The following is a 16,029-nucleotide window of genomic DNA, read 5'->3' on the forward strand; positions in this document are numbered from 1 at the left end:
TTTTATTCAAATATTTTTAATTTTGTCCCATCTGAAAGTTTGGTTTGCCCAGATATCACAACTAATTCATTTTCGGAAACACCACTTAACACTTCAACTTCGCCATTAAACTTTTTCCCAATTGTTATATTCCTTCTTACGGCAACATCTTTGTTAGCAACGAAGACATAGTTCACATTTGAACCAGGTAGAGGAACAACTGCGGATTCTGGGATAATGATCCCTTGACCGCGACCAACTTTTATTCTAACTCTTGCGAACATACCAGGTCTCAATAGAAGTTGAGAGTTTGGGACTTCAATTTCAGCGGTAAATGTCCTTGTGATTGCACTTACAGCGGGATTCTTCTGAACAACTTTCCCGATAAAAATTCTGTCTGGATATGCATCAATCACAACTTCAGCGGATTGATTTAGTTTTATCAGCGGAAAATCTTTTTCAGCGATGTTTAATTTAATTTTCACGAGATCCATTCGCATAAGCGTAATTATACCTGGACTTCCACCTCCAGTTGGCACAAGCGTGAAAACTTCGCCTTCGTTCATTAGCTTTTCTGTCACTATTCCATCAAATGGCGCGCGGATTTGCGTGTTTGAAAGCATAAGTTCATATGAAGCCTTCGCAGCTTCATAATTTGCCTTTGCTCTTTCAAGTTGTTGTTCTGGGATTGAACCAGCTTCAAAAAGCGATTTCATTCTTTTATAATCAGATTCGGCAAGTTCAAACTGTATTTTTGCTTGTGTTAGCTGTTGGGTGTTCATTTGAACAAGAATTTGTCCCTCTCTCACGAAATCACCTTCCTTTACATAAATCTTTTCAATCGTTCCAGACATTTGTGCCCCAACTCTGGCTTTTTGATAAGGTTCAACTGTTCCAGCATATTCAAGCACAATATCATAATCTCGTTTTATCGCCTTTGCGACCTTAACAGGGACTGCTTCATCAATAGGATCATTTGTCTTTTGGTTTTCATTTTTTGAAGCGCAACCATGTATGATTGTTAACATTGTTATTAAAAAAGTGCCTAATAGAATTTTCTTCATCTCTCCTCCAAATAGTTTGTTTTACCTGTTAATCTCTCAAGATCGCTCAGAGCAGTTAGATAATCGTAGATCGCCTGCTGGTAATTCAATCGCGCTTGCGCAAGATTTACCTCTGCATTGCTTACTTCAAGTTGTGTTCCAGCACCACTTTCAAATCTTTTTCTTGCTATTCTATAACCGAGTTCAGCAAGCTCAACAGCTTTCCTTTGAGCTTCAATTCTTTTTTTAGATTGCTCAATTTTGTATATGGTATTTTTCAATTCGTTTTCAAGTGCTTGTTTAGTGAAAATTAATCTTTCCATTGATTGCTGTAGCGATGTTTTTGCTTGTCCAATTCTGGCCTGAGTTCCGAAACCTCTGAAAATAGGAATTTGAATTTGCAATCCAACAAATGTCGTTCTTATCCATCTATACCGATTAAAGTTGAAATCATTTGCTTGCGCTTGGTATTGAAAATTCCCTATGAAGAAAAGCGAGGGAAGATGTCCAGATAATTCAAGTGAGACAATATCCTTTGAAAGATCAACTTGGTATTCTACTTGTTTTAGTTCAGGATTGTGTTCAAGTAGGTCTTTAAACAATTGAGTGTAATCAATATCCTCAAAATTGTCAGCCTTCAATTCACCCATCACATCTATGTCTTCTTTGACATCAATTCCGATCACAAGTTTGAGAGCATTTTTCGCAAGCTCAAGATTATTTTCCGATTGAATGAGCAGTGGTTGTAAGTTTTGATATTGAACTTGTGCGTTAATGTAATCATATTCAGAAGCAACACCTTGACGATACATTTTTTCAACATTTTTCAAATTGTCTTCAGCAAGTTCAATTCTCATTTGAGTTATTTTAAGGGCTTCTTTTGCAAGTAAGACAGCGTAGAAAGCTTTTTTGACATCACTTATCGTTTTAAGATACGCGCTTTTGTAAGTTTGCTCGGCAATCATTCGTCCTTTGTTTGCCGTTTTTATACTTGCGTAAACAGCCCATGAAAAAATGGGCATTTGAAGATTGAGCGAACCAATGTAGGAATTATCAAATCCTATCTCAATTACTCCACCGGTTAGTCTTCCAAATGGTGAATCGGGTGGAAGAAACAACACTGGCTTTTTCAAATATCTTGAATAACTTCCAGAAGCACTAATTTGCGGGATCAAAGCAGATCGCGCTTCTACAAGTTTCTCATCTGACTTGACAAGCTCAAGTCGTGCAATTTTCACTTGGTTGTTATTTTCAAGTGCGATTTTTATCGCATCATCAATAGTTAATATCTTTGATTGCGCCAACAAAAAAGCGGGGAAAATAAGTAAAAATATCAGTCGCTTCATGTTTTTGTCTTATTTATTTTTTTGAGATTCCGTCAAAAATTATTGTAAGAATCGTATCAACCATTTCCTCGGGTTTCATATCAATTCCGTTTTCGGTTAGACAGCCGTAAATTATGTCTCTTAACATTCCGTTAAAAGCTATTATGACGATGTTTGGGTTTATGTTTTTCAATTTCCCAGTTTTTATATCTGCCTTGATGATATCAGTAAGCGTTTTTGAGATTTGATGAAGTCGTTCCATGACATAATTTTTCGTCGTTTCCTTTTCTTCAGCTTCCATCTGCATGATTGCCTGCATCATCACAAGGAAGGAATATCGGTTTTCAATTAAAAAGAAATGAACAAGTTTTAAAGCATATGTTCTTAATTTCTCTTTAGCATCACCTTTGTGAGCTCGTGCTTCATCTGCAAACGATTGAACCTTGTCAAATAGGCTTTTCAAGATCTCATCAAAAAGTTGTTTCTTGCTTGAAAAGTAGAAATAGATAGCACCTTTGCTAAACTGTGCGTGTTCTGCTATTTCCTCAATCGTCGTGTCCTTGTATCCCTTTTTGCCGAACAAGTAGAGCGCTGACTCAATTATTTCCTGTTTGTGTCGTTCTCTTATTATTTCACGCCTTTTTGACTTTGACATTTTAAGATTTTTTAAGTTTTAACTGACTAAATATAATACATTTTGACCGAAAAGTCAAATTTTGACTAACTATGTTTAAATTTGACTCATTAGTTTAACAAAGCGAGGCTGCGATATACTTTGGCGCTGGCAAATCTTGTCTCTTTTTGATTTTAAAGGACTAATTTTTTAAATTGAAATAAACCAATCAAACTTTTTACTCCAGGAGAAATGAAATATCTTGAGGATACAATCGCTGCGATTTCAACAGCGATTGGGGAAGCAGGAATTTCTGTTATAAGGATAAGTGGAAAGGACGCGATAAAGATTGCAGATAAAGTTTTCAGAGGTAAGAGAAAACTTGAGGAAGTTAAATCTCACACTGCACATTATGGAAGCTTGGTTGACTTAAGTGGGAAAGTAGTTGACTATGTGGTTGCAACTGTTTTTAGGGCGCCTCACTCATATACTGGTGAGGATGTCGTTGAGATAAGTTGTCATGGTGGGATCTTTGTTACGAGGAAAGTCCTTGAAGCAATTCTTGAAGCTGGAGCGCGCCTCGCTCAACCGGGCGAGTTCACAAAGAGAGCTTTTTTGAATGGTAAAATTGATTTATCTCAAGCAGAGGCGATAGCTGATTTGATTCGGTCGGCGACAGATCTTGCTTATCAGAGTTCACTTTCTCAACTTGAGGGTTCGCTTTCACGAAAGATAAAAAAGATGCGTGAGGAATTGATAAATCTATGTTCGCTTGTTGAGCTTGAACTTGATTTTGCAGATGAGGATCTTGAATTCGTTGACAAACCAGAACTTGCCAGCAAGATCAGAAGCGCTATATCTGAAATTGAAGAATTGATAGAGACTTTCAAATATGGTAAAATTTATCGTGAGGGAATAAAGGTCGTCATCGCAGGGAAACCAAATGCTGGAAAATCAAGTTTACTAAATGCGCTGTTAAATGAAAACAGGGCGATCGTCAGCGATATACCAGGAACGACGAGAGACATAATTGAGGAAAGTTTAAACATAGATGGCGTTCTTTTCAGAGTTATAGATACAGCAGGTTTAAGGGAAACATACGATGTAATTGAACAAGAAGGAGTTAGAAGAGCGGAAGAACAGTTGAAAAAATCGGATATGATCTTGCTTGTAATAGATTCAACTGATGAGATCAATGAAAGTGATATGCGACTTTATCACAGGGTTTTAAATCTTGCAGCAAATGAAGCGAGAAAATGCATAGTTGTATTTAACAAAGTTGATCTTTTAAATGGCAAAGGACTTCAGACGGAAAAAATGTTTGAAGATTTTCCTGTTGTTCATATATCCGCTTTAACAGGACATGGACTTGATAAGCTTAAAAAAATTATGGTTGAGCAATCTTTCCTTGGGACGAACAGGACAGATGCAAGCGTTGTTGTTACCAATGTAAGACATCGTGATGCTCTTGTAAAGGCGAAGCAAAGTTTGCTTTACGCTCTCAAATCGCTTGAAGAAGGAATGAGTGGAGATCTTGTTGCGGTGGATTTAAGATCCGCTTTAAATCACCTTGGTGAGATAATTGGAGAAGTCACAACAGATGACATTTTAAACAACATTTTCTCAAAGTTTTGTATCGGTAAATAAAAAAGTGTTTCACGTGAAACATTTTGAAAACAAATTTTTCAAAAGAAGCGATGATAATAAATCCAACCATAGATGAAATTTACGATGTCATAGTCGTCGGTGGCGGTCATGCTGGAATAGAAGCAGCTCTTGCTTCCGCAAGAATGGGAATGAAAACACTCCTGATGACCATGGATATAACTGCTATAGGGCGAATGTCCTGCAATCCAGCAGTTGGCGGAACCGCTAAGGGACATTTAGTAAGGGAAATTGACGCTCTCGGCGGAGAAATAGGTAAGATCGCAGATGCAACAGCAATTCAGTATAGAGTTTTAAATAAGTCCAAAGGTCCTGCGGTATGGTCATTAAGGACTCAGAACGATCGCGAAATGTATTCAATAGAAGCAAGAAAGAGGGTAGAAGCACAAGAAGGACTTGATATAATGCAAGATGTCGTGACGGATATCTTTGTAGAAAATGGCAAAGTTGTCGGAGTTAGAACAGGACTTGATATTAAAATCGCTTGCAAGGCTTTGATAATTGCAGCAGGTACATTTTTAAATGGTAAGATGTATACTGGACTTATTAGTAGAGTTGGAGGAAGATTTGGAGAACCTGCAGCGACCGGGCTCACCGAATCTTTAGAGAAACTTGGATTCGTAAGTGGAAGGTTGAAAACAGGAACTCCACCAAGGATAGATGCAAGAACAGTTGATTATTCAAAAGTTCAAGTTGAACCTGGTGATCCTGATGCTGAACCATTTTCGTTTCAAACGAAGGAAATCATTAAAGACCAAATCCCTTGTTATTTAACTTATACGAACGAAGAAACTCATAAAATTCTTGAAAAAGGTTTTGTTCGTTCTCCACTTTTCACAGGGCTTATAAAAGGTAGAGGTCCGAGATACTGCCCATCAATTGAAGACAAAGTTTATCGCTTTAGAGATAAAGAAAGACATCAAATTTTCCTTGAGCCAGAGGGAAGAGATACGCATGTTATGTATGTCAATGGTTTCTCAACAAGTTTGCCTGTTGAAATTCAACTTGAAGGTTTAAAATCAATACCTGGGCTTGAAAATGTAAAAATGCTTCGCCCTGGATATGCCGTTGAATATGACTTCTTCCCACCTCATCAATTGAAATTGACGCTTGAAACAAAACTTGTTGAGGGACTTTACTTTGCTGGACAAATAAACGGGACTTCCGGCTACGAAGAAGCAGCTGCGCAGGGGATAATCGCTGGAATAAACGCAGCTCTTAAAATCAAAGGTGAAGGTGAGTTTATCCTCAAGCGTAGCGAAGCTTACATCGGAGTTTTAATTGATGACTTGATAAATAAAGGGACAGATGAGCCTTATAGAATGTTTACATCAAGAGCTGAATACAGATTGATGTTGAGACAAGATAATGCGGATAGACGGTTGATGAAATATGGTTATAAGTTTGGTCTTATCCCGTCAGATGTTTATCAAAGATTGCTTGAAAAAGAGGAAATGATCAAAGAAGCGCTTTACTTTATCAAGAACAGAAGCGTCAAACCATCTGAAGTCAATTCCTATCTTGAGAGGATAGGTTCAAAACAGCTTGAACAAAATGAAAAGCTTGAGCAAATAATAAAAAGACCTGAAGTGAATATATCTGAACTTTTTGAGCTTGAGGCATTTAAATCCGACACCATCTTGCAAAAAGTTTTGAGAAGGAAAGATGTTTTGCGACAAGTTGAAATTGAAATAAAATACGAAGGATACATTCAAAGACAGCTTGAGGAAATAGAGAAATTTGAAAAATACGAATCAATGGAGATTCCAGAGGATTTTGATTATACAAAGGTAAAATCGCTTTCGGCGGAAGGGAGAGAAAAATTAATGAAGGTAAGGCCAAGGTCTATAGGTCAAGCCTCGCGAATTTCAGGTGTTTCGCCAGCTGACATTTCAGTGTTGATGGTCTATTTGAAAGGTTAAAAGTGTTTCACGTGAAACATTTTTGGTTTGAGATTTAAGTTAAAAACCGTTGCACCGATGGAATTTGATGAATTCATAAGTATTTGCAAATTGAATGGATTGGAAATTGGCGCAGTTGAATCTGAACTCTTAAAGGAATATGTCTCTTTGTTAAGATATTGGAACGAGAAAGTAAATTTAATCTCAAGGAAAGAAAGCGACATCTGGGGGAGGCATATACTCCATTGCATTTCACCTCTGTTTAAATTTGAAATTAAGGAAGGTTCTACGATACTTGATTTAGGAACAGGTGGCGGATTGCCAGGCATACCATGGGCAATTTTAAAGAGGAACTCAAACTTCGTCCTATTAGATGGGACAAGAAAAAAAATTGAAGCAGTAAGTGATATTGTAAAGAATCTCGGGCTTAAAAATGTAAAAACAATTTGGGGAAGAGCAGAAGAAATTTCTAAACTAAACGAGTTCAAGGGTAAATTTGACTACGTCCTATGTAGAGCTGTTGCTGAGTTAAAGAAACTCGTAAGGTGGTCTATAGAATTTTTAAAATTTGAAAATTTCCCAGAAAAAATCTTGGAAAAAATAGAGTCAAAGCGTTATCTTCACACAGGTTATTTGCTCGCTTTTAAAGGAGGAGATGTTGAAAAAGAAATTAACGATGCTATGAAAACATCGCTCGTTTGTAATGTTGAAGTTTTTGACTTGGACTTTAACGGAGCTGAAAAAGTAGGTTTTGAAGATAAAAAAATTGTCTTGTTAAGATTAAGAACAAAAAAGGTATAAAATGGCAAAATCCGGCAAAGAGCTATTTGATGAACTTTTAAATTTAACAACCGAGCAAAGAAATCCTGCAAGCATGGAAATTGATTCAAAGTCAACTATTGAGATTTTAAAAATCATCAACGACGAAGATAAAAAAGTTCCCTATGCCGTTGAGAAAGAGATACCTTATATCGCACAAGCAGTTGAACTTGTCGTCCAAGCATTTAAACAAGGCGGAAGATTAATTTATGTTGGCGCTGGAACAAGTGGACGGCTCGGAATTTTGGACGCAGCCGAGTGTCCACCGACATTCGGTACAGATCCTGAAATGGTTCAAGGTATAATTGCTGGAGGTCCGGAAGCTGTTTTCAGAGCTCAGGAAGGAGCAGAGGATAGAGAAGAAGATGGAGCAAGGGACATAGAAGCAAAAAATGTTAACGAGAAAGATGTCGTCTGTGGAATAGCAGCAAGCCGAAGAACCCCATATGTCGTTGGAGCGGTTAGAAGAGCAAAAGAACTCGGTGCAAAAACAATTTTCATAACAACAAATCCACGAAATCAATTTAACTATCCATTTGTTGATGTAGCCATATGTCCTGAAGTTGGGCCAGAGGTAATTATGGGCTCAACGCGAATGAAATCAGGAACAGCACAAAAATTGATTTTAAATATGATCTCTACAACTGCTATGATCCGTCTCGGAAAGGTTTATGAAAATTTGATGGTTGATCTTCAAATGACAAGTGAGAAGTTAAAAGAAAGAGCGAAAAGAGTTGTCATGATTGTTACGGGTGTTGATTATGAAACAGCGGAGAGATACTTAAAAGAAGCTGGTGGACATGCAAAAACCGCCATAGTTATGATAAAAACTGGCTGTTCAGCACAAGAAGCCCGAGAGAGATTGAGAAAAGCGGATGGATTTGTAAGAGCTGCAATTGAAGGAAAAACTTTGATAAAAATTTAGCAGCGATGGACTTAATAGAGAGAATTTTCAAAATAGATAAGTTTGAAAAATTAGATAGATTTTTGAGCGAAAGCGAGGATAATCAAATAAATTTGAAAAATGTCGCCGGTTCTTTTTTCAGTTTCGTTGTGGCACACCTATATCGTGTTTTAAATGAAAAGGTTATCGTCCTTGTTCAAGATGAAGAATTTGGGCGCAAGATCGCGGACGATTTGAATTTTATTATCGGTGATGACAAAGTTTTTGAATTCATCCCAGATGAAGATATGCTTGCTGATGATATTGATGTTTTGAAAGTGAAATTTGCTTATGAATATGCTCGTGGAGAGAAAATTATCATTCTTTCTGTAAAACAAGTTGATGAGGAAGTTCCTATAAGTAAAGATTTTAACACTTTTTCCTTGCCAATTTCAGTTGGGGAGAAAATAAATTACGAGCATTTTGTTTCCTTTCTCGCTAAAAGTGGCTTTGAGAAAAAGAAATATGTTGAGTCAAGAGGAGATTACAGCACAAGGGGAAGCATAATTGATGTTTTCGGGTTTATAGGCGAATATCCTATAAGAGTTGAATTTTTAGACGATGAAATCGCATCAATAAGGGAATTTGATATTTTCACTCAAAGATCTCTGCGCAATCTGAATCGTACGATCATAGTTCCGAAAATTAGGAACGCAAATGTTGAGATGATTAAGGTTTCAAAATTATTAGATGGTTCTATTTGCGTTGTTGAAGATAAAAATCTTGTGGTTCAAGCAATTGATGAAAACATATTTGACGAGATCAGATGTAGAAAACTTATCAATATCTTACGACTTGAAGCTGGGGATTTAAGCGAAAATGTTATTGATTTTTCCTCAAAGGCACAGCCATTTTTCAACAGCAGTATGACCCTTTTTTCAGATGAAGTTTCAAGGTTGCTTAAAAATGGTTTTGAGGTTTATCTCCTTTGTGATGGAAAAGATCAGATGGAAAGAATGAGAGATCTTGTTGAGGAGACAATGGGATTTGATGAAGCGATGAAGGTTCGTTTTATGGAAAAATCGTTAAATTTGGGCTTTATTCTCACAAAAGATAGAATTGCTGTTTTCACAGAGCATGAGATTTTTAACAGGATAAAAGCGAGAAATTTCCTGAAATACCGAAAATTTAAGGGGATAACGCTTCACGAGCTTGATATGTTAAAGATTGGCGATTTCGTCGTTCATGTTGATTATGGAATCGGTAAATTTGCAGGGCTCCAAAAGATTAAGATAAACGGGGTTGAGCAGGAAGCAGTCCGACTTGAGTATGCCGATGATGGAGTTCTGTATGTGAATTTAAATTACATCAACAGGATAAAAAAGTATCGTGGTGAGGAAGGTGTTGTTCCAAAGCTAAATAAACTCGGCTCAGCGGAGTGGGAAAGGCTCAAAGAAAGAACAAAAGATAGCATAAAAAAAGTCGCAAGGGATCTGATATGGCTTTATGCAAAGAGAAGTTATGTGAAAGGTTTTAAATTCTCCCCCGATAATTACTTACAGAAAGAGATGGAAGCATCTTTTATTTACGAAGATACTCCTGACCAACGAAGGGCAACAATTGAAGTTAAGCAAGACATGGAAAGCGAGAAACCGATGGATAGATTAATTTGTGGAGATGTTGGATTTGGGAAAACTGAAGTTGCTATTAGAGCTTCCTTTAAAGCTGTTCTTGACAAAAAGCAAGTTGCGGTTTTGGTCCCCACGACAATTCTTGCACATCAACATTATAAGACATTTACAGAAAGATTAAAAAACTATCCAGTGAGGATAGAGGTCATTTCAAGATTGATCCCAAAAGCAAAACAAGTGAAAATAGTTGAAGAACTTTCAAGAGGTGAAATTGATATTATTATCGGGACACATAGGTTGCTTTCAAATGATATCAGGTTTAAGGATCTTGGCTTATTGATTATTGATGAAGAACATAGATTTGGGGTTGAAGCGAAGGAAAAATTAAGGAAGATGAAGGTTAATGTTGACACTTTAACTTTAAGTGCTACTCCGATTCCGAGGACACTGTATTTTTCACTTATGGGTGCAAGAGATATGTCAATAATTAATACACCACCTCCAAATCGGCTTCCGATAATTACAAAAATAATAACTTTGGATTCACCAAAATTTAGAGATATCGTGAAGAATGCAATTTACTATGAGGTAAGCAGAGGAGGACAAGTTTATTTCGTGGTTGATAAAATTGCTGAGATTGAGGATATTGCAAAATTTTTGAAGGAAATCGTCCCAGAGTTAAAGTTTGATGTTGTTCACGGGAAAATGAAACCATCCGCAATTGAAAGGGTGATGTTGAAATTTCTTGAGCAGAAGTTTGACATCTTGATTTCAACTAAAATAATTGAAGCGGGGATAGATATTCCAAATGTAAATACGATTTTCATTTACAATGCTCATACATTCGGTCTTGCAGAAATTTATCAACTTCGCGGAAGGGTCGGACGCTCAAATAGACAAGCGTATGCTTATCTTTTGATACCACCTGTTGAAACGATCGGGACAAACGCAATTAGAAGATTATCTGCGATTGAAGAATTCACAGAACTTGGTTCTGGATTAAATCTCGCTCTGAAAGATATGGAAATTCGCGGAATTGGGAATCTTTTTGGAAAGGAACAAACGGGATTTATAAACTCTGTTGGCTTTGACCTCTATTGTAAAATCCTTGAGGAAGCGGTGGAGGAATTGAAAGCACAGGAGTTTAAAGATATTTTCAAGAATGAGAAAAAGTTAAAGAAGAAATTTGATGCGATTGTTTCCGTTGATTTGAGCATTTTCATCCCGGATTATTACATTGATTCTGACTCTGAGCGTTTCAATTATTATCAGAAACTATACGATGCTGAAAGCCTTGAAGAGATTGAGGCGATAAGAGATGAACTTGAAGATAGATTTGGAAAGCCACCTGAAGAAGTTGAAAATTTAATTCTTGTTGCGAAAGTAAAGCATTTGAGCGAGAAAAACTACATTCAGCGAGTTGAAATAGGGAGGGATTATGTTGTTGTAAGTTTGCGAAATGAGGTGATGGAATCGGAAGTTTTTAGAGACATTGTTGATGTTTTTTCAAGAGGTGCAAGTGTAAAGTTTGAAAAGAGTGGCAAGGATATGAAGTTGTTGTTAAGATTTAAGTATTCAATTTCAGCAAGGCAAAATCTCGTGAAGTTCTACGGTTTGCTTGAAGAGTTATTCTTTCAATTTTCTAATAATGAAAGAAACCTCGCCGCCAATCCATAAGTTTTTGTCCCCTTCATTGAATTTCAAAGTTTCGTAACCCCTGCTTGACGGAAGTAGGTAAATTTCACCGTTATCGTTTTTATAGCGACGGATTAGCCCTTCGCTACCAACCACGGCGAACACAATTGAATTGTTTTTTATGTTTTGATTTTGTGTTACGATAGCGATGTCCCCCTTGAAGATTCCATCTTTTTGCATTCCATCATCTGGGACCTCAAGAGCAAATTGTGGGGAAAAACTAAACAATTTTGGATCAAGTTTGATAGTCCCACTCAAGTTGGCAAACATCGCTAAAGGATTTTGAGCATCAAATGTTGAAATTAAAGGTATTTCTTTAAACTCGTTATGTGATTCGTTAAGTTTAAAGTCGTTGATGTTTATGTTTCTTGACTTAAGATTCGTTCGCTGTATGTATCCTTTTTTTTCAAGCGACTTTAGGATTGAGTAGACGGCATTTGTTGATTTGAAGTTAAATTTTTTACAGATTTCTCGTATCGTTGGTGGTTTTTGGTTTTCAAGCGTGTATTTTTTGATGAACTCAAGAATTAGATTTTGCTTTTCGGTTAGCGTTTTCTTCATTTTCAACCTCTCTGACCTTCGGTTTTTACTTGCCTCAATATACTGAACATTTGTTCAAAAATCAAGTGAGATATTAAATTTCTTTCAGGAAGATTTTTTGTAAATACGAAATAACGCTTTTGGCGAGGCAAAATGCCATAGGGGCTTGACTGAATGATATAAAAACTTATATTTAAAGTGCTGTGGTAAATTGTGGTAAATTGTGGTAAAAAATTAAATTTTCTATGTCGTCATTCAAAGGAAGTTACATATACGCAGTGGACGAGAAAGGACGCGTGAGTATCCCTGCAAGAATGCGGAAATATCTTTCGCCAGAAGCAAACGAGACATTTGTAATAACGAGAGGTACTGAAACTTGTCTTTTTCTCTTTCCGCTTGATGAATGGGAAAAACTTGAGAAAAGGTTAAAAGAATTAAATACATTTAATCCGCAACATCGTCTTCTGATAAGAATTCTTTTAATGTGGGCTGTTGAGGTTACGCTTGATAATCAATCAAGAATAATGATTCCTAAAAATCTTCTTGAGTTCGCAAAAATTGACAAAGAAGCACTTATCATAGGAGCACTTGATAGAATTGAGATATGGAACCCGGAAGTTTTTAATGAGTATGTAAACACTCAACCTGAAAGTTACGAAAGCATTGCAGAAAAAGTTTTGGGATTAAAATGACGGAAAAGTTTTTCCACATACCTGTTATGCTTGATGAAGTTATGAAATTTTTGATAACTCGTGACGATGGGATCTATGTTGATGGAACCATTGGAGGCGGAGGACATGCCGAAGAAATTTTAAAAAGAACGAAAGCGAAGGTAATTGGCTTTGATATTGATCCGAAAGCGATAGAGTTTGCAAGTGAAAGGTTAAAAATCTTTAAAGACAGAGTTGTGATCCTTAACAAAAATTATGCGGACATTAAAGATAGTTTGAGAGAACTCGGAATAGAGAAAATAACAGGCTTTTTGCTTGATCTTGGCGTTTCATCTTTTCAACTTGACTATGGAGGAGGTTTCAGCTTCAGATATGAAGACAAGCTTGATATGAGGATGGATAGATCTTCAGACTTGACAGCGGAATATATTTTAAACAATTATTCTGAACTGGAAATTGCTGACATAATTTTCAAATTTGGGGAGGAACCAAAAGCTAGAGCAATTGCGAAGGAGATTGTAAGATACAGAAGGAAAAAAAAGATAGAAACCACGAGTGAGCTTGTGAAGATAATTGATAAAGTTGCGAGCAAAAAATACAGATTGAAAGTTCTCGCAAGGGTTTTTCAGGCTTTGAGAATTGCGGTGAACAAAGAGCTTGATAACTTAAAAATTGCGCTTGAGTCAGTTATAGATGTTCTTGAGAGAGGCGGAAGGATTGTTGTTATCTCGTATCATTCGCTTGAGGATAGAATTGTGAAAACATTTTTTAAAGAAAACGAGAAAAAGTGTGTTTGTTCATCTGGCGCTTCAGAATGTATCTGTGGAAAAGTTCAAGTTATAAAAATTTTAACGAAGAAGCCGATCGTGCCAAGCGAAAATGAAATAAGCTTAAATCCGAGGGCAAGAAGTGCAAAATTAAGAGCCGGAGAAAAATCAATTTAAATTCAGATGAGCAAGGAGAAGGATAAAATAAGTGGAGCAAAAATTTTGTTGTTTCTCCTGATCAGTGGTGCAATCATAGTTGCGTATATATGGAATTCTTACATTGTTGATAAACGAACCGATGAAATTATCAAACTTGAACGAAAGATTGAGCAGTTAAATGTAGAAAAGTTGATTCTTGAAGCAAGATATGAAAAACTTGTCTCGGTTAATTATGTTGTTCCATATGCGAAGCAGAAACTTGGGCTTACTTTTCCAAGAGAAAATCCGAAAGAAATTATAGTAAGAAAGTGATTGGTGAGTTCAAAAATAGCACCTTGAAGGACTTGGAGGTAATTTTCAGAAGGCGATTGGATTTTTTGTTTTATCTTTTTGTGATTTTTGTCGTGCTTGTTGTTTTGCGACTTGTTAAGGTTCAAATCTTTGATCATAATTATTATGCTTCTATTTCAAATGTTCAGTATTTTACCAAGATAACCTTGCCAGCGAAGCGCGGGTTGATATTTGATAGAGAGGGACGGATTCTTGTGACGAATCACATAATATCTGATATAGCTGCAGATCCATTTTATCTAAAGAAGATCGGTGCTGATGTAGATAAAATTGCGGAAAACCTCGTGAAAATTTTCGGGGGAGAGAAAAGATATTACATTGAGAAGTTGAAAGAAAGCAAAAAGAGGTTTGTTTGGCTTGTTAGAAATGCAACGAGCGAGGAAATCGCAAAGTTTGATGAATTTATCAATGCATTAAAAACGCGTCGCGAGAGGGAAATTTATCGTGGGCTAATTAAAATAGAAAAGTTCAAAAGATATTATCCGTATGACAAACTTGCAAGCCATGTGCTCGGTGTGGTAAATACTGATGGTAAGGCATTGATGGGAATTGAACTTGAATTTGATGAGATTTTAAAAGGTAAGGATGGATATATGAAATTGACAAGAAATGCACTCGGAGATATCAAAGCAGCTGGTGGAGTTGAGAAAGTTGAACCAATTGATGGATATAGTTTAGAGTTAACTATTGATGTAGGCGTTCAAACAATAATTGAGGAAGAACTTGAGAGGGCAGTAAAAGAATTTGAAGCCAAGAGCGGTGTCGTAATAGTTGTTGATCCGTGGACGGGTGATATACTTGGATTGGCAAATTATCCAAATTTTGATGCAAATAACTATTGGCTTTTTGATTCAGAAAGTTTCAAAAACAGAGCTATTGTTGACGCTTTTGAGCCAGGTTCAACATTTAAAATTGTCCCATCTTCACTTTTACTTGAAAAGGATCCTACAAAGTTATATTCAAAAGTTGATGCGGAAGGTGGGGAAAGCGTGATAAGAGGAGTTAAGGTCGTTGACTTTAAACCGAATAAAGTTTTGAGTTTTGAGGAAGTTTTGAAGTATTCAAGCAATATAGGGATAGCCAAGTTGGGACTTGAGCTTGATAAAGTTGAATTTTACAGACATATAAAGAACTTTGGCTTCGGAACTTACACTGGAATTTTGCTTCCAGCTGAGGAGCGAGGTGAGGTTAAAGTTCCTGATCAATGGTCCCCAGCAACGAAAATTTACCTGTCTTTTGGATATGAGCTGAGAGCAACGCCACTTCAAATTACAATGGCTTACGCAAGCATCGCAAACGGTGGAATTTTAATTCAACCAAGATTAGTGCGAAAGGTACTTGACTCGGAGGGTAAAATTGTTAAGAGTTTTCCAGTGATCAAAGTCAGGAGGGTCATTTCGGAAAGGACAACAGAGATTTTAAAGAACATCCTTGAAAAGGTTGTAAATGAGGGCACAGGAATCCAAGCGAGGGTTGATGGTTTAAGAGTTGCTGGAAAAACAGGAACAGCGCAGATATACGAATTCGGTTTTTATTCAAAGACGCATTATCGTGCGTCATTTGTTGGATTTTTCCCCGTTGATAAGCCAAAATATGTTTGTTTTGTTATGCTTGAATCTCCAAAGAAAAATTATGCTGGTGGCGTTGTCGCAGCACCTGTTTTCAAAAGAATTGCCGAACAATTATCAAAGATTTCGCTAATTAGTGTTGAATCGGAAGAGAAAAGTTATGTTTTGAACAAAACTCAGGGAAGCCCTTATAAAGAGAGAAAAGATGATGATGTGAAAAAAACTATGGACAATAGATTGATGCCTAATTTAAAAAATTTAAGCGTTCGCTCGGCGCTTGAAAAGGTCTCGGCCTTGGATATGAAAGTCAATATCGTTGGTTCTGGAATTGTCGTGGATCAAGTTCCAAAACCGGGGACGAAGATAAAGCCCGGGACTGAGTGTACTCTCTATTGTCGTGATGATTTAAAATAAACAAG

General features: G+C 36.7%; 13 protein-coding genes. 9 read left to right on the forward strand and 4 right to left on the reverse strand.

Annotated features, from left to right (window positions below):
- Positions 1-2 precede the first annotated feature (2 nt).
- The 3 genes from NZ923_01215 to NZ923_01225 are packed head-to-tail and all read right to left on the reverse strand — an operon-like array spanning position 3 to position 3,002.
- The gene (locus NZ923_01215) at positions 3-1,043 is read right to left on the reverse strand and encodes an efflux RND transporter periplasmic adaptor subunit (protein ID MCS7228638.1); all 1,041 of its coding nucleotides are present in this window, start codon (positions 1,041-1,043) and stop codon (positions 3-5) included.
- Positions 1,040-2,326, reverse strand: a complete 1,287-nt coding sequence (locus NZ923_01220; GenBank protein MCS7228639.1) for a TolC family protein — start codon at positions 2,324-2,326, stop codon at positions 1,040-1,042. Before NZ923_01220 ends, NZ923_01215 begins: the two co-directional genes overlap by 4 nt.
- A gap of 55 nt (positions 2,327-2,381) precedes the next feature.
- A complete protein-coding gene (locus NZ923_01225) occupies positions 2,382-3,002 on the reverse strand; it encodes a TetR/AcrR family transcriptional regulator (protein MCS7228640.1) in 621 nt (206 codons plus the stop codon).
- Positions 3,003-3,212: 210 nt separating this feature from the next.
- Here NZ923_01225 and mnmE point away from each other — a divergent pair, with 210 nt between their 5' ends.
- Genes mnmE through mfd form a run of 5 tightly spaced genes read left to right on the forward strand, consistent with a single transcriptional unit; the run spans position 3,213 to position 11,536 of the window.
- Positions 3,213-4,607, forward strand: coding sequence for a tRNA uridine-5-carboxymethylaminomethyl(34) synthesis GTPase MnmE (gene mnmE, locus NZ923_01230; GenBank protein MCS7228641.1), 1,395 nt, complete (start codon positions 3,213-3,215; stop codon positions 4,605-4,607).
- A gap of 50 nt (positions 4,608-4,657) precedes the next feature.
- Positions 4,658-6,547 carry a tRNA uridine-5-carboxymethylaminomethyl(34) synthesis enzyme MnmG gene (mnmG, locus tag NZ923_01235; protein ID MCS7228642.1) on the forward strand — a complete coding sequence of 630 codons (1,890 nt, stop codon included), beginning with the start codon at positions 4,658-4,660 and terminating at the stop codon, positions 6,545-6,547.
- Between the two features lie 27 nt (positions 6,548-6,574).
- On the forward strand, positions 6,575-7,327 hold the full coding sequence (gene rsmG / locus NZ923_01240; GenBank protein MCS7228643.1) for a 16S rRNA (guanine(527)-N(7))-methyltransferase RsmG: 753 nt from the start codon (positions 6,575-6,577) through the stop codon (positions 7,325-7,327).
- Between the two features lies 1 nt (position 7,328).
- Positions 7,329-8,270, forward strand: coding sequence for an N-acetylmuramic acid 6-phosphate etherase (gene murQ / locus NZ923_01245; protein MCS7228644.1), 942 nt, complete (start codon positions 7,329-7,331; stop codon positions 8,268-8,270).
- A gap of 5 nt (positions 8,271-8,275) precedes the next feature.
- Positions 8,276-11,536, forward strand: a complete 3,261-nt coding sequence (mfd, locus tag NZ923_01250; protein ID MCS7228645.1) for a transcription-repair coupling factor — start codon at positions 8,276-8,278, stop codon at positions 11,534-11,536.
- On the opposite strand, the gene lexA is transcribed toward mfd, so the two are convergent.
- Positions 11,486-12,115: a transcriptional repressor LexA gene (lexA, locus tag NZ923_01255; GenBank protein ID MCS7228646.1), complete on the reverse strand. Its 630-nt coding sequence runs from the start codon at positions 12,113-12,115 to the stop codon at positions 11,486-11,488. The genes mfd and lexA overlap by 51 nt on opposite strands.
- Positions 12,116-12,339: 224 nt before the next feature.
- Here lexA and mraZ point away from each other — a divergent pair, with 224 nt between their 5' ends.
- The 4 genes from mraZ (at position 12,340) to NZ923_01275 (ending at position 16,024) form a co-directional block, all read left to right on the forward strand.
- Positions 12,340-12,786: a division/cell wall cluster transcriptional repressor MraZ gene (gene mraZ / locus NZ923_01260; protein ID MCS7228647.1), complete on the forward strand. Its 447-nt coding sequence runs from the start codon at positions 12,340-12,342 to the stop codon at positions 12,784-12,786.
- Positions 12,783-13,709 (forward strand): 16S rRNA (cytosine(1402)-N(4))-methyltransferase RsmH, encoded by a 927-nt coding sequence (gene rsmH / locus NZ923_01265; GenBank protein MCS7228648.1) that lies wholly within the window; start codon positions 12,783-12,785, stop codon positions 13,707-13,709. The genes mraZ and rsmH overlap by 4 nt, the downstream gene beginning before the upstream one ends.
- Positions 13,710-13,715: 6 nt before the next feature.
- The gene (locus NZ923_01270; protein ID MCS7228649.1) at positions 13,716-14,003 is read left to right on the forward strand and encodes an FtsL-like putative cell division protein; all 288 of its coding nucleotides are present in this window, start codon (positions 13,716-13,718) and stop codon (positions 14,001-14,003) included.
- A gap of 92 nt (positions 14,004-14,095) precedes the next feature.
- Complete coding sequence (locus NZ923_01275) at positions 14,096-16,024, forward strand: transpeptidase family protein (GenBank protein MCS7228650.1); 1,929 nt, start codon at positions 14,096-14,098, stop codon at positions 16,022-16,024.
- Positions 16,025-16,029 lie beyond the last annotated feature (5 nt).

The sequence above is a fragment of the Candidatus Kryptonium sp. genome, assembly GCA_025060635.1.
GTDB lineage: Bacteria > Bacteroidota > Ignavibacteria > Kryptoniales > Kryptoniaceae > Kryptonium.